Source organism: Pusillimonas noertemannii, assembly GCF_003096595.1.
Lineage (GTDB): Bacteria > Pseudomonadota > Gammaproteobacteria > Burkholderiales > Burkholderiaceae_B > Pusillimonas > Pusillimonas noertemannii.
This window is the reverse complement of sequence record NZ_QEKO01000013.1, coordinates 14000-32596: the sequence shown is the minus strand read 5'-3', so window position 1 is coordinate 32596 and position 18597 is coordinate 14000. Positions and strand designations below refer to the sequence as shown.

At 63.8% G+C, this 18597-nt stretch carries 14 protein-coding genes; 7 read left to right on the top strand and 7 right to left on the bottom strand.

Features of this window, described 5'->3' with window-relative positions; translation table 11 throughout:
- Positions 1-255 precede the first annotated feature (255 nt).
- Entirely contained in the window at positions 256-1335 is a 1080-nt protein-coding gene (locus C7440_RS19650) for an MBL fold metallo-hydrolase (protein ID WP_116519668.1), read from the bottom strand.
- A 134-nt stretch (positions 1336-1469) separates the two neighbouring features.
- On the opposite strand from C7440_RS19650, the gene aceK reads away from it, so the two are divergent.
- From aceK to C7440_RS19620, 6 genes are all read left to right on the top strand, one after another.
- Positions 1470-3323 (top strand): bifunctional isocitrate dehydrogenase kinase/phosphatase, encoded by a 1854-nt coding sequence (gene aceK, locus C7440_RS19645; RefSeq protein ID WP_116519667.1) that lies wholly within the window; start codon positions 1470-1472, stop codon positions 3321-3323.
- A gap of 25 nt (positions 3324-3348) precedes the next feature.
- Entirely contained in the window at positions 3349-4530 is a 1182-nt protein-coding gene (locus C7440_RS19640; RefSeq protein ID WP_116519666.1) for an acetyl-CoA C-acyltransferase, read from the top strand.
- Positions 4531-4696: 166 nt separating this feature from the next.
- Positions 4697-5158 (top strand): Smg family protein, encoded by a 462-nt coding sequence (locus C7440_RS19635; RefSeq protein WP_017524322.1) that lies wholly within the window; start codon positions 4697-4699, stop codon positions 5156-5158.
- Between the two features lie 24 nt (positions 5159-5182).
- Positions 5183-6043: a tRNA glutamyl-Q(34) synthetase GluQRS gene (gluQRS, locus tag C7440_RS19630; RefSeq protein ID WP_116519665.1), complete on the top strand. Its 861-nt coding sequence runs from the start codon at positions 5183-5185 to the stop codon at positions 6041-6043.
- 90 nt (positions 6044-6133) lie between these two features.
- Positions 6134-8806, top strand: coding sequence for a DNA topoisomerase III (locus C7440_RS19625; protein ID WP_116519664.1), 2673 nt, complete (start codon positions 6134-6136; stop codon positions 8804-8806).
- 8 nt (positions 8807-8814) lie between these two features.
- Positions 8815-9477: an SET domain-containing protein gene (locus C7440_RS19620; RefSeq protein ID WP_116519663.1), complete on the top strand. Its 663-nt coding sequence runs from the start codon at positions 8815-8817 to the stop codon at positions 9475-9477.
- Between the two features lie 410 nt (positions 9478-9887).
- Here C7440_RS19620 and C7440_RS19615 read toward each other — a convergent pair whose 3' ends face one another.
- Positions 9888-11336, bottom strand: coding sequence for an AMP nucleosidase (locus C7440_RS19615; protein ID WP_243410989.1), 1449 nt, complete (start codon positions 11334-11336; stop codon positions 9888-9890).
- A 121-nt stretch (positions 11337-11457) separates the two neighbouring features.
- Positions 11458-11742: a 4a-hydroxytetrahydrobiopterin dehydratase gene (locus C7440_RS19610; protein WP_017524317.1), complete on the bottom strand. Its 285-nt coding sequence runs from the start codon at positions 11740-11742 to the stop codon at positions 11458-11460.
- Positions 11743-11929: 187 nt separating this feature from the next.
- On the opposite strand from C7440_RS19610, the gene C7440_RS19605 reads away from it, so the two are divergent.
- A complete protein-coding gene (locus C7440_RS19605) occupies positions 11930-14092 on the top strand; it encodes a malate synthase G (protein ID WP_116519661.1) in 2163 nt (720 codons plus the stop codon).
- Positions 14093-14157: 65 nt separating this feature from the next.
- Here C7440_RS19605 and C7440_RS19600 read toward each other — a convergent pair whose 3' ends face one another.
- Genes C7440_RS19600 through C7440_RS19585 form a run of 4 tightly spaced genes read right to left on the bottom strand, consistent with a single transcriptional unit; the run spans position 14158 to position 18569 of the window.
- On the bottom strand, positions 14158-15348 hold the full coding sequence (locus tag C7440_RS19600; RefSeq protein WP_116519660.1) for an acetylornithine transaminase: 1191 nt from the start codon (positions 15346-15348) through the stop codon (positions 14158-14160).
- A 57-nt stretch (positions 15349-15405) separates the two neighbouring features.
- Positions 15406-16287, bottom strand: coding sequence for an EamA family transporter (locus C7440_RS19595; RefSeq protein WP_116519659.1), 882 nt, complete (start codon positions 16285-16287; stop codon positions 15406-15408).
- On the bottom strand, positions 16287-17951 hold the full coding sequence (locus C7440_RS19590) for a TRAP transporter large permease (protein WP_116519658.1): 1665 nt from the start codon (positions 17949-17951) through the stop codon (positions 16287-16289). Before C7440_RS19590 ends, C7440_RS19595 begins: the two co-directional genes overlap by 1 nt.
- A 3-nt stretch (positions 17952-17954) precedes the next feature.
- Complete coding sequence (locus C7440_RS19585; protein WP_116519657.1) at positions 17955-18569, bottom strand: TRAP transporter small permease subunit; 615 nt, start codon at positions 18567-18569, stop codon at positions 17955-17957.
- Positions 18570-18597 lie beyond the last annotated feature (28 nt).

Genomic DNA, 18597 nt, shown 5'->3' with positions numbered 1-18597 from the left:
CGTTGAGCAAGCCGAGCACCCTGTCGTTTTTGGGGAGGCAAGCCCGCAACTGTTCGAGCAACAAGGGTGGCGGGCCACTGGCCCGCCGTTGCGAGTTTTGCGGGCGCCCCAAAAATGATAGGGTGCGAGGGCAGCCGGCAAAGCCGGCCGAAGCTCTCCGGCGCCCAAAATACTTACCCCGCAGCGCGCCGGCTTAAAGACTCAAACAAAGACCCCATGCACAACGCAGCACAATCAAGATCAAATAGCGATGCCTCAGCGATCGACCGCCCGAAAGCGAATCACCCCGTCGGAACCGATTTCGCGCACCAATTGCCCCTCGTAATACAAGGCGTGCAAATGCGCCAGCGCCTCACCCATGGCAAAGGCAAGCTGATGCGCATCGAGCTGACGCTTGAACATAATGGGCACGATGTCGGCCGCCGTACAGGCCGAAGCCCGACAGGCAGTAAGCACCTCGTCCAGCCGCTCGCCGTGGTGCGCATGCTGTTGCGCGATGCGCTCGTGCAGCCCCTGGAACGGCCGCCCGTGCGAAGGCAGCACCAGCGTTTCCTCGGGCAGCCCGTCATAGCCGCGCAGCGATTTAAGGTAAAGCGGCAGCGGATTCGCCTCGGGCTCGAAATCGAACACACTGATGTTGGTCGAGATGCGCGGCAGCACCATATCGCCCGAGATCAGCATGCGAAGCGTATCGCTGTACAGGGATACATGTTCGGGCGAATGCCCATAGCCCACGATGACCCGCCAGTCGCGTCCCCCGATGGCGATCCGGTCGCCGTCCATGATGCGGCGGAAACGCGCCGGCACGTCCGGCACGTGGCTGGGGTAGTACTTGCCCCGCTGCAAGATCTGCTCTTTCGCCGAAGCATCGACCAGCCCGTGCCGCACGAAATGATCGACCGCCCCCTGGCCGCTGACACCGCCCTCGGCCTGGTTGCCCACGGGCGGACGCGACCACAGCCGCCCCGTCATGTATTCGGTCATGCTGATCCACAGCGGCGCATTCCACTTGCGGCAGATCCAGTCCGCCAGGCCAAGATGGTCGGGGTGCATGTGGGTAACCAGCACCCGCAGCACCGGCAGCCCTTCCAGGGCGCTCTGGAACACCTCTTCCCACAGCGCCTTGACCTCGTCGCGGGCCACGCCGCAGTCGACCACCGTCCAGCCCTGGCGTCCGTCGATTTCATCGCGCAGCAGCCAAAGGTTGATATGATCGAGAGCGAAGGGCAGGGGCATGCGAATCCAACGCACTCCGTCGCCAATGGCAAGCGCCTGGCCGGGCTGGGGCAAAGCGTCGCCCAGGGGGTACGTCAGCTTCTGTTCGTTAGGGTTCATCAGGTATCTCCATACTTCCGGCCGCAATTGTTGATGATTTACGTCGCGGCGGCCGCTACCGTACTATAAACGGTCTTTGTCTTTCGGCTTCGGCAGGCCGCAACCGTGTCTTACGCATATACCCAGGGCAGCACATGATCTACACCGGCGACCATCAGCATATCGAACCGGTTTCACGGCAGCGCCTGTCGCCGCAAGACGTGGCCCAGACAATATTGTCTGGATTCGACCGCCATTACGCGCTGTTTCGCTATGGCGCCCAGCGGGCCAAGTCTCTGTTCGAATCGGGCGACTGGCGCGCCATCCAGCAGCTTTCGCGCGAACGGATCGAATACTACGACACCCGGGTGCGCGAATGCTCGGCCATGCTCAACGCCACACTCCGGGGCAGCGAGGCCAGCCCCGAGGGCGCAAGCGCCGAGATCGAGCTTACCGAGCCGCAACTCCGCTTCTGGCAGGCCGCAAAAGCCGCCTACATAGGCTTGCTGGCCGGCCATCGGCAGCCCGAGTGCGCCGAGACCTTCTTCAATTCGGTGTCGTGCCGCATTCTGCACCGCGACTACTTCAACAACGACTTCATGTTCGTGCGGCCCGCGGTGGCCACCGATTACATCGACAGCCGGCTACCCTCGTACCGCGTGTATTACCCCGCTACCGAGGGCCTGCAAGCGTCGCTCATCCGCATGATGGCCGACTTCGGCCTGGCCGCCCCCTTTGCCGACCTGCCGCGCGACGTCCGCGCCCTGGCCCGCATGGCGGTGGGCCGGCTGCGCGCCACCCTGACACGGGAGGCAGGCCAGCGCATCGCCCCGGATTGCCAGATCCACGTGCTGAACTCGCTGTTCTTCCGCAACAAGGGAGCCTATGCGGTGGGCCGCCTGGTCAACCAGGGCGCCATCCATCCCTTTGCCATCGCACTGCTGCGCCAGCCTTCAGGGCATGTCGAGTTGGACGCCCTGCTGTACTCCACCGACGACCTCAGCACCTTGTTCAGCTTCACGCGCGCCTACTTCCTGGTCGACATGGAAGCGCCTTCGGCCTATGTGCACTTTCTGAATACGCTGCTGCCGCGCAAGCCCAAGGCCGAGATCTACACCACCATCGGCCTGCAGAAGCAGGGCAAGACTCTGTTCTACCGCGACTTCCTGCACCACCTTGCCCACTCGCGCGATGCCTTCGACCTTGCGCCCGGCATCAAAGGGCTGGTCATGGCGGTGTTCACCCTGCCGTCCTATCCCTATGTGTTCAAGCTCATACGCGACCGCATCGCCAAGCCCGACATGGACAGCGCCACGGTCAAGCGCAAATACCAGATGGTCAAGAAGCACGACAGGGTGGGACGCATGGCCGACACCTGGGAATACTCGCAAGTGGCCCTGCCGCGCGAGCGCTTCTCCGAGGCGCTTCTGCAGGAATTGCGCCGCGAGGTACCCGGCCTGCTGGAAGAAACACCCGACACCATCGTATTGCGGCACGTGTATATCGAGCGCCGCATGACGCCGCTCAACATCTACCTGATGCGGGCCTCGGACGCCGCGCTGGAAGACGCCGTGCGCCAATATGGCGATGCCATACGCGAGCTGGCGGCCGCCAATATATTTCCCGGCGACATGCTGTTCAAGAACTTCGGTGTCACCCGCCTCGGGCGTGTTGTATTCTATGATTACGACGAAATCCAGCGCATGACCGAAATGAATTTCCGCCGCATCCCGCCGGCCCCCTACGAAGAGGCCGAACTGGCCGCCGAGCCGTGGTATCCGGTGGGACCAAACGACGTCTTCCCCGAAGAGTTCGACAGCTTCTTGCTGGGCAACCCGCGGGTGCGAGCGGCATTTCTCAAGCACCACGCCTGCCTGCTCGACGCCGAGTGGTGGCAGGCCTGCCGCGAGCGGGTCATCCAGGGGCGCATCGAAGACATCTTCCCGTACGACGCAAGCCGCCGCCTGGGAAGAGACGCCCGCGGGCCCGCTGCAATGAATCAGCCATAACCATCAACGCATCAGGAGCAATATCATGTCGGATCCCATCGTACTCGTTTCCATCGCCCGCACGCCCATGGGCGGCATGATGGGCAGCCTGTCGGGCCTGGCGGCTCACGAACTGGGCGCCATCGCCATCAAGGCCGCCGTCGAGCGCGCCGGCATCTCGCCCGACGCCGTCAGCGAGGTCATCATGGGCAACGTGCTGCAGGCAGGCCAGGGCCAGGCCCCGGCGCGCCAGGCGGCCCTGGGCGCCGGCCTGCCCCAGGCGGTCGGCTGCACCACCATCCACAAAGTGTGCGGTTCCGGCTTGAAGGCCGCCATGTTCGCCCACGACCTGCTCAAGGCCGAAAGCGCCGACGTCATCGTGGCCGGCGGCCAGGAAAGCATGAGCAATGCGCCCTACCTGCTGCTGCGTGGCCGCCAGGGCTACCGCTACGGCCACTCCACCGTCTACGATCACATGGCCCTGGACGGCCTCGAAGACGCCTACCAGCGCGGCACCGCCATGGGCGTTTTCGCCGAAAGCTGCGCGGGCAAGTACAGCTTCAGCCGCGAGCAGCAAGACGCCTTCGCGCTCGAATCGCTGCGCCGCGCGCGCGCCGCCACCGAAGACGGCAGCTTCAAGTGGGAAATCGCGCCGGTCACCGTAGCCGGCCGCAAGGGCGACACCGTCATCGACACCGATGAGGGCCCGGCCAAGGCCATGCCCGAGAAAATCCCCACGCTCAAGCCCGCCTTCAAGAAAGACGGCACCGTCACGGCCGCCAATGCCTCATCCATTTCCGACGGCGCCGCCGCCATGGTGCTGATGCGCGAATCCACCGCCAAGAAGCTGGGCGTTGCGCCCATTGCGCGCATCGTCGCCCAGGCGCAGCACTCGCAAGAACCAGAATGGTTCACCACCGCGCCGGTGGGCGCCATGCAGAAGCTGCTTGAAAAGGCGGGCTGGAAAACCAGCGACGTCGACCTGTATGAAATCAATGAAGCATTCGCCGTGGTCACCATGGCCGCCATGAACGACCTCAAGCTGGACCACGCCAAGGTCAACATCCACGGCGGCGCCACCGCGCTGGGCCACCCCATCGGCGCCTCCGGCGCCCGCCTGCTGGCCACCCTGGTGGGCGCCCTGCGCACGACCGGCGGCAAGAAGGGCGTGGCATCGCTGTGCATCGGCGGCGGCGAGGCCGTGGCCATGGCCATCGAGATGCTGTAAGTGCCTGTAAAATACAGCTAGCAACGGGCTGCCCGCCTTGCGGGCGGCCCGTTGCAAATCCACGAAACAGAAGTTGCCTGCCCTGATAAATCGGCGTACAGTCATTTCTAACTTTACTATCAACCGTCCAGTTGCTGGACTCTGTAAAGGGCAGCCTGAACCGCATATGTTCGATATTCTCGTCTATCTATTCGAAAACTATTACACGCCGCAGTCCTGTCCCGATGCAGACACGCTGGCTCACAAATTGGCTGCCGTCGGCTTCGAACACGAAGACATCGACGAAGCGTTGGGCTGGTTGTACGGCCTGGCGCAAACCACCGAGCAATGCGTCCAGCTGGCCCAGTCGCCCCAAGGCGACAGCCAGCGCATATACACCGACATCGAGTACCAGGCGCTGGGCACCGAGGCAATAGGTTTCATCAGCTTTCTCGAAAGCTCGGGGGTGCTGCCCGCCGCGCTGCGCGAGATCCTCATCGATCGCGCGCTGGCCGCCGACGAATCCCCCGTTCCGCTCGAGAAAATAAAAATCATCGCCCTCATGGTGCTCTGGAGCCAAGAGGCCGAAGTCGACCACCTGGTCCTCGAAGAACTCCTCACAGACGACCGCACACGCCTGTCCCATTAGTGTCCTGTCGAGGCGGGCAGAATCATGCCTGATGTCGCCAACAGGCCGCTGGGCTACGTGGGCCGCTTTGCGCCCAGCCCCAGCGGCCCCCTGCACGATGGCTCTCTGGCTGCGGCCATGGCCAGCTATCTCGATGCGCGCGCCCATGCCGGCAAGTGGCTGCTGCGCATCGAAGACATCGACGTCCCGCGCACCGTGGCCGGCGCCGACCGCGTCATCATGGACCAGCTCCAGGCCCTGGGCATGCACTGGGACTCGCCACCCACCTGGCAGTCCCGGCGCCTTGACCGCTACCAGGCCGTCTTCGACCGTCTGCTGCAGCAGGGGCAGGCCTACGGTTGCGCCTGCACGCGCCGGCAGCTTGGGGCCGGAGCCTACCCCGGCACATGCAGCCATGGACTTGCGCCGGGGCAGCGGCCCCGTGCGTGGCGGGTGCGCGTGCCGCAGGGCGTGGTACATTTTGACGACCGCTGGCTGGGCCCGCAATGCCAGGATGTCGCCGCCCAAGTGGGCGACTTCATCATCAGGCGGGCCGACGGGCTGTGGGCCTACCAGTTCGTCGTGGTCATCGATGACGGCGACCAGGGCGTTACCGACGTGGTGCGCGGGGCCGACCTGCTGGACTCGACCGCGCGCCAGCAGGTGCTGGCCGGCCTGCTGGGCCAGCGTGCGCCGCGCGTGATGCATGTGCCCCTGGTGCTGGACGAATCGGGGCACAAGCTGTCAAAGCAAAATCATGCTGCGCCGCTTGACAGCCGCAATGCCCTGGCCACCCTGGAAAAAGCCTGGATGCACCTGGGGTTTCGGCCCCTGCCGCCGATTGCCGATGTGGCCGGCTTCTGGGCCCAGGCACTGCCGCGATGGGCCGTACGTTTCAACATTTGATATATTGAGCCACTGTTTTTATGCGGGCGAACTTGCGCTGAGCCGCTCTCCCCCCGTATTATCCGCGCTATTGCCGCGCCCTGGAACACCATGACTAAATCGTTGATCATTGCCGAGAAACCCTCGGTCGCCCTGGATATTTCCCGCGCCCTTGGGGGGTTTACGCGCGAGGGCGACTACTTCGAGAGCGAGCAATACGTGCTGGCCTCCAGCGTCGGCCACCTGCTGACCCTGGTGGCGCCCAACGACCCCGTGCGCGGCAAATGGAGCTTCACCCACCTGCCTGTCATCCCGCCCCAGTTCGAACTGGGGCCCGCCGACAAAAAATCGGCCGAGCGCCTCAAACTGCTCGTCAAGCTGCTCAAGCGCAAAGATGTCGACAGCATCATCAACGCCTGCGACGCGGGCCGCGAGGGCGAGCTGATCTTCCGCTACATCGTGCAGTATTCGGGCGTCAAGAAGCCGGTCCAGCGGCTGTGGCTGCGCTCGATGACCCAGACAGCCATCCGCGAGGCCTTCGCCTCGCTGCGCGAAGACGACGCCCTCAAGCCGCTCGAAGCCGCCGCCCGGTCGCGCGCCGAGGCCGACTGGCTGGTCGGCATCAACGGCACCCGCGCCATGACCGCCTTCAACAGCAAAGACGGCGGCTTCTTCAAGACCCCGGTGGGCAGGGTACAAACGCCCACGCTGGCCATCGTGGCCGAGCGCGAAGAGCGCATACGCAGCTTCGTGTCGCGCGACTACTGGGAAGTACATGCCAGCTTCGCCGCCGCGGCCGGCTTCTACAGCGGCCGCTGGTTCGATCCCAAGTTCAAGAAAACCGACGACAGCGAACAGCGCGACTCGCGCCTGTGGTCGCTGACCGCGGCACAAACCATTGTCGCCGCCTGCCGCGACAAGCCCGGCACGGTCACCGAAGAGTCCAAGCCCGCCACGCAGATGTCGCCGGCCCTGTTCGACCTGACCTCGCTGCAGCGCGAGGCCAACTCGCGCTTCGGCTTCTCGGCCAAGACCACGCTGGCGCTGGCCCAGATCCTTTATGAACGTCACAAGGCCCTGACCTACCCGCGTACCGATTCGCGCTACCTGCCCGAAGACTATGTCTCCACCGTACGCGACACCGTGCAGGCCCTGTCCGATGGCGGCTCGGCGGCCGCGGCCAGCGTGCGCCCCTTTGCGGGCCAGCTGCTCAAGGCCGACCGCATCAAGCCCAACAAGCGCATCTTCGACGACAAGAAGGTGTCCGATCACTTCGCCATCATTCCCACCCTGCAGGTACCGCGCGAACTGAGCGACGCCGAAGGCAAGATCTACGAACTGGTGGCCCGCCGCTTCCTGGCCGTGTTCTTCCCGGCCGCTGAATTCCGTGTCACCACCCGCATCACCGAAGTCTCGGGACATCACTTCAAGACCGAAGGCCGGGTGCTGGTGTCGGCGGGGTGGCTGGCCATCTATGGCCGCGACAAGCAAGAAAACGACACCACCCTTGTGGCGGTTGCCGAAGGCGAAACCGTGCTCACCGAGGACATCGAAGCAAAAGGCCTGGCCACCAAGCCGCCCGCCCGCTTCACCGAGGCGACCCTGCTGTCGGCCATGGAAGGCGCCGGCAAGCTGGTTGACGACGAAGCCCTGCGCGAAGCCATGTCCGAGCGCGGCCTGGGCACCCCGGCCACCCGCGCCGCCATCATCGAAGGCCTGCTGAACGAAGGCTATCTGCGGCGCGAAGGACGCGAACTCATTCCCAGCGCCAAGGCCCGCCAGCTCATGACCCTGCTGTCCGGCCTGGGTGTCAACGAGCTGACCTCGCCCGAGCTCACCGGCGAATGGGAACACCGCCTCAAGCAGATCGAACAGCGCCAGCTCGACCGCGACACCTTCATGCGCGAAATCGCGCAAATGACGCAGATCATCGTCAAGCGCGCCAAAGAATACGAACGCGACACCGTTCCGGGCGACTACGCCACCCTGCAGACCCCGTGTCCCAAGTGCGGCGGCGTGGTCAAGGAAAACTACCGCCGCTATGCCTGCACGCAATGCGACTTTTCCATCGGCAAGCATCCCGGCGGACGCACCTTCGAGATCCCCGAAGTCGAGACCCTGCTCAAAGAACGCACGCTGGGCCCTCTTACCGGCTTCATCAGCAAGATGGGGCGTCCATTCTCGGCCCTGCTGCGCATCACCGACGAATACAAGCTTGAGTTCGACTTCGGCCAGAACGACGACGAGAACGCCGAGCCCGTCGACTTCTCGGCCCAGATCCCGTTGGGCCCCTGCCCCAAATGCGGGGCGCGCGTCTTCGAGCACGGCATGAACTACGTCTGCGAGAAATCCGTCGGGCCTGAAAAATCGTGCGACTTCCGCACCGGCAAGATCATCCTGCAGCAAGAAATCTCGCCGCAGCAGGTTTCAAAGCTGCTGGCCGAGGGCAAGACCGACCTGCTCGACGGCTTCGTCTCCAGCCGCACCAACCGCAAGTTCAAGGCCTATCTCGTCAAGCAGGCCAACGGCAAGGTCAGCTTCGAATTCGAGCCCCGGCCCGAGAAATCGGCCCGCAAGACCGCCGCCAAGGCAGCCTCGAAGACGGCAGGCAAGACAGCGACCAAGGCCGCCTCAAAAACCGCGACTAAAACCGCGGCCAAGAAGGCCACCAAGACCGCCGCCAAAAAAGCCGCCGCCAAGAAGGCTCCAGCCAAGACGGCCGCCAAAAAGGCAGCCGCCACCAAAGCCACGGCCAAGGCCGACGACCTCGACCCCCCGTTCTGACATCCCGCATGAGCACAACAAAACAGCCCTGGCACCTCGTGCGGCGTTCGCCGCTGCACGGCAACGGCGTCTTCGCCGCGCGCGACATCCCCGCCGGCACCCGCATCATTGAATACACCGGCGCCCGCATCACCCCCGAGCAGGCCGACGAAAGGCATCCCGCCAACCCCAACGATCCCTTCCATACCTTTTACTTTTCGCTAAGCTGCGGCAAGGTCATCGACGGCGGCGACCGGGGCAACGACGCCCGCTGGATCAACCACTCCTGCGCCCCCAACTGCGAAACCGCGGAAAACCCCAGCGGCACCCGCGTCTACATCACGGCGCTGCGCAACATCGACCAGGGCGAAGAACTCTTCTACGACTACGGCCTGGTCATGGAAGGCAAGATCACCAAAAAGCTGCGCGCCCAATACCTATGCCTGTGCGGCCACGACGTCTGTCGCGGCACCATGCTGGCCCTGCCCGAAAAGAAAGCCGCGGCCAAGAAGAAGGCCAAGGCGGGGAAGAAAACCGTAGCCGAGGCGATATCCACGCCCGACGAAGAGACAGCAACGCCGAGAGAAAAAGCTTCGTCCGGGAAGAAGAAAGACAAGAAAAAAGACGGCAAGAAAAAGGGCAAAGGCAAGAAAAAAGCCGACAAGAAGAACGACAAGCTGGCCCAAAAATAGAACACTAAAAAGAACCCAGCAAGCTGGCCTACCAAAAATGGCAAGCTCCAAGGGTGAGGGCGGGCAGGTGCCTGGCAGTCTGTCCAGCGTGCGCCGAATTTCTCTGGTTTGGTCGGGGGCTTTCGGCGCCAGCCTGTCCTACCCACCTCGCGGCCTGCATGCCGCTCGGATTCGCCAGGCGCATGACAGTCCGCAGGGACTGTCATGTGTCCGGGCTCATCCCGAAGCGCGCAGCGCTGAGGTTGAGTTCTGCCGCCGCCCGACCAAACAAGCGAAATTCGGGTAGCCCGAAGGGCCGCATGATGCGGACTGCCAGGCACCTGCCCGCCCTCACCCGCTCAAGAACCCAGGCAACAGTCCGCACAAAAGCAAAGAGCTCTTTACCAAAAAGCCGAAGCGCAACGATCCCGTCACTGGAACGCCGTCTCGAGAAAACTACGCAACTTGCGCGAATGCAGCCGCGCCGGCGGCATCTCGCGCAGGCTTTCAAGCGCCCGTATCCCGATATGCAAATGCTGCGAAACCTGCCGGCGATAAAAATCGCTGGCCATGCCCGGCAGCTTCAACTCGCCATGCAGCGGCTTGTCGGACACGCACAACAAGGTGCCGTAGGGCACCCGAAACCGGAAGCCGTTGGCCGCAATCGTGGCCGACTCCATGTCCAGAGCAATCGCGCGCGACTGCGAAAGCCGCTGCACGGGCTCTTGCTCGCGCAGCTCCCAGTTGCGGTTGTCGATGCTGGCCACCGTGCCCGTGCGCATGATGCGCTTGAGTTCCCAGCCCGAAAGCCCCGACACCTCGGCCACCGCCTGCTCGAGCGCCACCTGGATTTCCGCCAGCGGAGGCACCGGCACCCATAGCGGCAGGTCGTCGTCCAGCACGTGGTCCTGGCGCACATAGCCGTGCGCCAGCACATAATCGCCCAGCCTTTGCGTAGTGCGCAGGCCCGCGCAATGCCCCAGCATCAGCCAGGCCGAAGGCCGCAGCACCGCAACGTGATCGGTAATGGTCTTGGCGTTGGACGGCCCCACGCCTATGTTGATCAGCGTAATGCCCGTATGGTTTTCACGCACCAGGTGATACGAGGGCATCTGCGGCATGCGGCTCAGCGCCGGGCCGCCCGGCTTGCCCGCATCGCCCCGTTCGGTAATGACATTGCCCGGCTCGACCAGCGCCGTGTAGCCGCCCTCGCCTTGCGCCAGCTGCTCGCGCGCCCATTGGCAGAACTCGTCGATGTAGAACTGATAGTTGGTGAACAGCACGAAGTTCTGGAAATGCCGCGGCGCCGTCGCCGTATAGTGCTGCAGCCGATGCAAAGAGTAATCCACCCTGGGCGCGGTGAACGGCGCCAGGGGCTCCGGCTCGCCGCCCCGGCCCTGCCAGGTGCCGTTCACGATCGCGTCGTCGGTAGCCTTCAGGTCGGGCACGTCGAAATGATCGCGCAGCACATTGCCCAGGTCGGTGGAATGGTGGGCAGCCACGTACTCGCCTTCGTTGAAGGCAAAATGCAGCGGAATGGGGGTGTCGGATTCGCCGATCTCGACCGGCACGCCATGGTTTTCAAGCAGCAGGCCGATCTGCTCACGCAGATAGCTGCCATAGAGCCGGGGCTGGGTAACCGTGGTGAGGTAGGTGCCGGGCTCGACCACATGGCCGTACGACAGGCGGCTGTCCACCTCTTGGTAGGTGCCCACCTTGATGCGCACCGCCGGATAGCACGCGCGCACGCGCTGCCCGGGCAGCAGGCGGCCATGCACATAGTCGTCGAACGCCTGGCGTATGAAGGCGGTGTTGCGTTCGTATATTTCGATCAGGCGGCCTACCGCCTGGTCTGCGTCGCGAAAGCCCGCATAAGGCATCAAGGGGGGCGTCAGCGTGGGGCCCAGGAAACCCAGGGGGTTGGACATTATTGCTCCGGCATGCAAGCCGCTCAGGGCCTGTTAACCCTAAAAGGGCTGCCCTTTTAGGGGTTAACAGGCCCTAAGCCAGTTGATCCATGAAAGACGCCAGGGCCACGTCACGCTCGGTGACACCGTCGGCATCGTGGGTCGTCAAAGTGACTTCCACACGATTGTAGACGTTCGTCCATTCAGGATGATGATCGAGCTTCTCGGCCTGCAGGGCCACGCAGGTCATGAAGCCGAAGGCCTCGTTGAAATTCTTGAACACATAGGTTTTCTGCAGGGCATCGCGGCCTTTGGCCGCGGACCAGCCCTCTAGCAGGAGTAATGCCGACGCTGCGCCGACACGTTGTACGCGTTTCATGACGCCTGCTCCTTTAAATGATTTTGGCAATTAAGTGCGGTAAAGCAAAATAATTACATACTAAAAAGTATAAAGTCCTTTAACCGGGCGGCGGTTGAGCGCCGTAGGCGCGAAGTCCATACTACTGCTAAACATCGTAGCGGGACACTGTTGCCGCAACATGAACCCTTCACCACAGGAAAACGCCATGACTCAAAGAACGCGCAGCCACCGCCTTCAGGTCGCCACGCCCCTCTATGACTTCATCCAGAACGAAGCCCTGCCCGGCACGGGTGTAGACGCGGCCGCCTTCTGGGCCGGCTTCGACGAGCTGATGCACGAGCTGGCGCCGCGCAATCGTGCCCTGCTGGCCGAACGGGATCGCCTGCAGGCCGAAATCGACGACTGGCACCGCCGCAACCCGGGGCCCGTCTCCGACCAAGCCGCCTACCAGGAATTCCTGCGCAAGATCGGCTATCTACAAGACGCCCCCGCTACAGTCGCCGTGCGCACCGACCGCCTCGACGCCGAATTCACCCAGCAGGCCGGCCCGCAGCTGGTCGTGCCCATTACCAACGCCCGCTATGCCCTCAACGCGGCCAACGCCCGCTGGGGCAGCCTTTACGATGCCCTGTACGGCACCGACGCCATCTCTGAAGACGACGGCGCGACACGCGGCGGCGCCTATAACCCGACGCGCGGCGCCAAGGTCATCGAATTCGCGCGCCGCTTCCTGGACGAGGCCATTCCCCTGGCCCAGGGCTCGCACAGCAGCGCCGTCGCCTATGGGGTTTCCGACGGCAAGCTGCAGGTCGAGCTTTCGGGCGGCGACACCACCGGCCTGGCCGACCCCGCGCTGCTGCTGGGCTATCGCGGCGACCCCAAGGCGCCCGAAGCCCTGGTGTTCCGCCACCACGGCCTGCACTTCGAGATCCAGATCGACAACAACCACCCCATAGGCAGCCAGGACAGCGCCGGCATCAAAGATGTCCAGCTAGAGGCCGCGCTTACCACCATCATGGATTGCGAAGACTCGGTGGCCACGGTCGATGCCGAAGACAAGGTGCTGGCCTACCGCAACTGGCTGGGCCTCATGCAGGGCACCCTGGCCGAAGACATCAGCAAGGGCGACAAGACCTTCACGCGGGCGCTGAATCCCGACCGGCGCTACACCGACCTGCAAGGCCGGGAACAGACCCTGCCGGCCCGCTCGCTGATGCTCATCCGCAACGTCGGCCACCTCATGACCAATCCGGCCGTGCTCGACGAGCACGGCAATGAAACGCCCGAAGGCATACTCGACGCCGTCGTCACTTCGCTGGCCGCCATGCACGACCTGCAGCGCAAGGGCAATTCACGCACGGGCTCCATCTACATCGTCAAGCCCAAGATGCACGGGCCGGCCGAAGTCGCCTTTTCCACCGAGCTGTTCGGCCGCGTCGAGAAGCTGCTGGGCCTTGCGCCCAACACGCTCAAGATGGGCATCATGGACGAAGAGCGCCGCACCAGCGTCAACCTCAAGGCCTGCATTGCGCAGGCGGTGGAGCGCGTGGCCTTCATCAACACCGGCTTCCTCGACCGCACGGGCGACGAGATGCACACTTCCATGCAGGCCGGGCCCATGATCCGCAAGGGCGACATGAAGCGTAGCGTCTGGATCGATGCCTACGAGCGCAACAATGTACAGACAGGCCTTGAATGCGGCCTGCGCGGACGCGCCCAGATCGGCAAGGGCATGTGGGCCATGCCCGACCTCATGGCCGACATGCTGGCGCAAAAAATCGGCCACCTGAAGGCGGGCGGCAATACCGCCTGGGTGCCTTCGCCCACGGCGGCCACGCTGCATGCGCTGCACTATCACCAGGTGGACGTGCAGGAGATCCAGCGCGGCATGGAGGGCAAGTCGGAGCCCCTGCTTGAAAAGATCCTGACGATTCCGGTGGCCGCCGACACGAACTGGTCGGCGGAAGAGATCCAGCAGGAACTCGACAATAATGCACAGGGCATCCTGGGCTATGTGGTGCGCTGGATCGACCAGGGGGTGGGTTGCTCGAAGGTGCCCGACATCCACGACGTGGGCCTGATGGAAGACCGGGCGACGCTGCGCATTTCCAGCCAGCACATGGCGAACTGGCTGCACCACGGCATTGTCACTCGCGAACAGGTGCAAAAGACGCTGGAGCGCATGGCGGCGGTGGTCGACAAGCAGAACCAGGGCGATCCGCTGTACCGTCCCATGGCGCACAATTTTGACGGCTCTATCGCGTTCAAGGCGGCTTCGGACCTGGTCTTCAAGGGGCTGGACCAGCCCAATGGCTACACCGAGCCGCTACTGCATCACTGGCGGCAGGTGGTCAAGGCGCAGGGGTAAGCGCGGCCGGAAACACTGACGAACACACCGCCAATCGCCCGGCCCACAGCCGGGCGATTTGGCGTTTAAGCGCGCACCTGGGCGATGATCTCGTCGAGCCAGGCCAGCGCCAGGTCGATCTCGTCGGCGCTGATGTTCAGCGCCGGCATGAAGCGCAGCACGTCCGCCCGCGGCGCGTTCAGCAGCATGCCCTGCGGCGAGCGCTTGCGCGCGACCTCGACGATGGCCGCGCCGTCGGCGCGGTCCATCATCAGGGCGCGCAGCATGCCCAGGCCGCGCTCGCCCTTCATGCCCCATTTGGCTGAAAGCGCCAGCAGGCCCGTGGAAAGCTGCTGTGCGCGCTCGTTCACCGAATCCATGAAGCCCGGCGCGTTGATGGTGTCGAACACCGCGATACCGGCGGCGGTCATGAGCGGATTGCCGTTGTAGGTACCGCCCTGGTCGCCGTGCTGGAAGACGCAGACCTCTTCGCGCGCGCACAGGGCCGCCAGGGGGACGCCGCCGCCTATGCCCTTGGCCAGCGTCATGATGTCGGGAGTGATGCCCGAATGCTGGTAGGCGAACATCTTGCCGGTGCGGCCCATGCCGGTCTGCACTTCGTCGACGATCAGCAGCAGGCCCTGCTGCCGGGTGAGTTCACGCAGGGCCTGCATGAATTCGGTGCTGGCCGGCAGCACGCCCGCCTCGCCCTGCACGGGCTCGAGCATGACGGCCACCGTCTGGTCGTCGATGAGCGCCTTGACGGAATCAAGGTCGTTGAGGCGGGCCTTGGGAAAACCGTCGACCTGGGGCGCATACAGGGTGTCCCAGCCGGGCTTGCCCGACGCCGACATGGTGGCCAGCGTGCGGCCATGAAAACCGTGTTCGAAAGTGATGATCTTGTAGGCGCCGCTGCGCTTTACCCTTCCCCACTTGCGGGCCAGCTTGATGGCACCCTCGTTGGCCTCGGCGCCGCTGTTGGCGAAGAACACGCGGTCGAAGCACGAGGCGCCCGTGATGCGCTTGGCCAGGTCCATCGAGGGCTGGTTGTAGAAGGCCGGCGAAGGGTTGATGAGCACCTTGGCCTGCTCGGTAATGGCTTCCACCAGCGCGGGGGGGCAGTGGCCCAGGCAGGTGACGGCCCAGCCCTGGACGAGGTCCAGGTAGCGCTTGCCGTTGTGGTCTTCAAGCCAGGAGCCTTCTCCTCGCACAAACACGAGTTCCGGACGAGCCGTGATTTCCATAAGCGCGTCGACGCCCGACTGATCGAATTTCATGATTGCTCCGAAGATCCCCGCCAAGAGCCGGTAGGGGTATGAGATAAAACGCAGATTTTAGCGCAAGGCCCGCAGTGTCTTGAGCATGCGGGGCCCCATCAGGTTGACGGCCAGCCCGATCATCACGATGAGCCCTCCGGCCCACTGCAACGGATGCAGCTGCTCATCCAGCAACAGGGCGGCGGAAAGCAGCCCCACGATGGGCACCAGCAGGCTCAGCGGCGCCACCTTGCTGACAGGGTGGCGCGCCAGCAGCCTGGCCCACAGCACGAAGCCCAGGGTTGTGGCCATCAGCGCCAGATAGACCAGCGCACCCACGCCCTTCCAGGTCATGTTCTCGAAGGTGGAGCGGATAACGGCGGGGCCCTCGAACAACCAGGACATGATGAAGAAGGGTATGGGCGGCACCAACGCGCCCCAGATGACCAGGCTCAGCATGTCGACCTTGCCGGCGTACTTCACCACGATGTTGCCGCAGGCCCAGCTGAGCGCCGCCGCCAGCGTCAGCACGAAGCCCAGCAGGGTGATGTTGCCGCCCACCGCTCCCCCCTCGATCAGGCCTAGCCCGACGGCGGCGACACACATGCCCAGCACATGATGGGGCCGTATGCGCTCACCGAACAGCAGGGCCGCGATCAGCACGGTGAAGAACACCTGCGACTGCAGCACCAGCGACGCCAGGCCGGCCGACATGCCTACCCTCATGGCGGTGAACAGGAAGGCGAACTGCGCGACGCTGAGCGTCATGCCCAGGAGCAGCAGAACGCGCCACGAAACCGCGGGGCGTGCAATAAAGAAGGCAGCCGGCGCCACCAGAAGAAAGCGCAGGCTGCCGAGCAAAAAGGGCGGGATCTCATCCAGCCCCCATTTGATGACGACAAAGTTGACGCCCCAGGCGATGATGATCGCCAGGGCGGCAACCCAGTCACGCAGTGGCATCAGTCGAAACTGGGCATTGCGTTGTCACTGCCATACATGCCTCCGGACCCGTAGTCGCTCTGGATGTTGATGTTGACTGTACTGGGGTCGATATTGCTCGCCCCCGCCTTGTAGTGGGTGACCAGCCCGGGGAAGGCCAGCACGATGATCACCATGATCAGCTGGATGCAGATGAACGGCACCGAACCCCAATAGATGTCGATGGTGCGCACCTTGGCGATGAGCTTGCCCGTGATCTTGTCCTTGTAGTCTTCTTTGGGCGCGACCGACCGCAGGTAGAACAGGGCGAAACCGAAGGGCGGGTGCATGAAGGAGGTCTGCATGTTGATCGCCAGCAGCACGCCGAACCAGATCAGGTCGATGCCCATCTTGTCGGCCACCGGCCCCAGCAGCGGCACGATGATGAAGGCCAGCTCGAAGAAATCAAGGAAGAAGGCCATTACGAAGGTGAACACGCTGACGAACAGCAGGAAGCCCAGCTCGCCGCCCGGCAGGCCCACCAGCAGGTGCTCGACCCAGAGGTCGCCATCGACGCCGCGGAAGGTAAGCGTGAAGATGGTCGAGCCCACCAGAATGAAGATGACGAAAGACGTGAGCTTGATGGTGGTGTCCATGGCCTGCTTGAGCAGGGCCAGCGACAGCCGCTTGCGCAGCAGCGCCATGATGATGGCGCCCACGGCGCCCATGGCGCCGCCTTCGGTCGGGGTGGCGATACCCAGGAAGATGGTGCCCAGTACCAGGAAGATCAGCACCAGGGGCGGGATCATGGCAAAGGTGACGCGTTCGGCAATCTGCGACACCAGGCCCAGGCGCAGCACCTTGTTGATCACGGCCAGCACGAAGGCGATGGTGCCCCACAGCAGCACGCCGATCACGATGGCCTCGTCGATGGCGGCGCCCTCGGCGATGAACCATTCGTCGAGCAGCACCGCGCCCGCCACGGCGATCAGCATGAGCACGATCAAAGAGCGCGTGCCGTGGCTGCCATTGGGCTCGATGTAGGCCCGGGCGCTGGCGGGAATGGCCGGCGCGGCCTTGGGCCTGAACAGCGACAGAAGGACGACATAGCCGATGTACAGGCCCACCAGAATGAAGCCGGGCACGATGGCGCCGCGGTACATGTCGCCGATGGAACGGCCCAACTGGTCGGCCAGCACGATCAGCACCAGCGAGGGCGGAATGATCTGCGACAAGGTGCCCGACGCCGCGATCACGCCAGTGGCCAGCCGGCGGTCATAGCCGTAGCGCAGCATGATGGGCAGCGAAATAAGCCCCATGGAGATCACTGACGCAGACACCACACCGGTGGTGGCGGCAAGCATGGTGCCCACGACGACCACCGCGATGGCCAGGCCTCCGCGCATAGGCCCGAAAAGCTGGCCTATGGTCTCGAGCAGGTCTTCGGCCATGCCCGAGCGTTCAAGTATCAGCCCCATGAAGGTGAAGAAGGGGATGGCCAGCAGGGTGTCGTTGGAGATGATGCCGACGATGCGCAGCGGCAGAGCCTGGAACAACGCCGGGGTGAAAAAGCCCAGCTCGATGCCTATCAGGCCGAACAGCAGGCCATGGGCGGCCAGGGTAAAAGCAACCGGAAACCCCAGCAGCAAAAAAATGATCAGCGTGGCGAACATCACCGGCGCCATATTCGCGATAAGGAATTCCATGGTTCAGGAGCCTTTCTTGGTGTTTTCTTGAGCCTGGACGGCGGCTTGCTGCGCGATCTCTTCGGCCAGCAGCTCTTCAGCGGTCTTGGCGTTGAGCTTGACCGTGGGGTTGGGGCAGGCGCCCTTCAGGAAGCCGATGCACTTGATCAGGTGCGACAGGGCCGCGAGGATGAGCAGGGTAAAGCCCACGGGCACCAGCAGCTTCACCGGCCACCGTATCAGGCCGCCCGAGTTGGACGACATCTCGCCGCTGACGAACGAGTCGATGAACATGGGTATGCCCATCCACAGCACCAGGCAGCTGACGGGCAACAGGAAGAACAGCACGCCGAAGATCTCGATCTTGATCTGGGTGCGTTCCGAGAACTTGGTGGCCAGTACGTCGACCCGAACGTGCTCGTTGTTGAGCAGGGTATAGCCGGCGGCCAGCAGGAAGATGGTTCCGAACAGATACCACTGAAGCTCGAGCCAGGCGTTCGAGCTCATGTCGAAGACCTTGCGGCTGACGGCGTTAGTGGCACTGACGACCACCACTATCAGAATCACCCAGGCGACGACCTTGCCGACCAGGCGGCTAAGCGCGTCGATTGAGCGCGAAAAGGCAAGTAGACTGCGCATGTGTTCCCCTTTAGTAGCGCATTACGGC

Excerpts from the sequence above, each read along its gene's own strand:
- C7440_RS19650 (WP_116519668.1), bottom strand. The coding sequence starts at position 1,335 with ATGAACCCTAACGAACAGAAGCTGACGTACCCCCTGGGCGACGCTTTG.
- aceK (WP_116519667.1), top strand. The coding sequence starts at position 1,470 with ATGATCTACACCGGCGACCATCAGCATATCGAACCGGTTTCACGGCAG.
- C7440_RS19640 (WP_116519666.1), top strand. The coding sequence starts at position 3,349 with ATGTCGGATCCCATCGTACTCGTTTCCATCGCCCGCACGCCCATGGGC.
- C7440_RS19635 (WP_017524322.1), top strand. The coding sequence starts at position 4,697 with ATGTTCGATATTCTCGTCTATCTATTCGAAAACTATTACACGCCGCAG.
- gluQRS (WP_116519665.1), top strand. The coding sequence starts at position 5,183 with ATGCCTGATGTCGCCAACAGGCCGCTGGGCTACGTGGGCCGCTTTGCG.
- C7440_RS19625 (WP_116519664.1), top strand. The coding sequence starts at position 6,134 with ATGACTAAATCGTTGATCATTGCCGAGAAACCCTCGGTCGCCCTGGAT.
- C7440_RS19620 (WP_116519663.1), top strand. The coding sequence starts at position 8,815 with ATGAGCACAACAAAACAGCCCTGGCACCTCGTGCGGCGTTCGCCGCTG.
- C7440_RS19615 (WP_243410989.1), bottom strand. The coding sequence starts at position 11,336 with ATGCCTTATGCGGGCTTTCGCGACGCAGACCAGGCGGTAGGCCGCCTG.
- C7440_RS19610 (WP_017524317.1), bottom strand. The coding sequence starts at position 11,742 with ATGAAACGCGTACAACGTGTCGGCGCAGCGTCGGCATTACTCCTGCTA.
- C7440_RS19605 (WP_116519661.1), top strand. The coding sequence starts at position 11,930 with ATGACTCAAAGAACGCGCAGCCACCGCCTTCAGGTCGCCACGCCCCTC.
- C7440_RS19600 (WP_116519660.1), bottom strand. The coding sequence starts at position 15,348 with ATGAAATTCGATCAGTCGGGCGTCGACGCGCTTATGGAAATCACGGCT.
- C7440_RS19595 (WP_116519659.1), bottom strand. The coding sequence starts at position 16,287 with ATGCCACTGCGTGACTGGGTTGCCGCCCTGGCGATCATCATCGCCTGG.
- C7440_RS19590 (WP_116519658.1), bottom strand. The coding sequence starts at position 17,951 with ATGGAATTCCTTATCGCGAATATGGCGCCGGTGATGTTCGCCACGCTG.
- C7440_RS19585 (WP_116519657.1), bottom strand. The coding sequence starts at position 18,569 with ATGCGCAGTCTACTTGCCTTTTCGCGCTCAATCGACGCGCTTAGCCGC.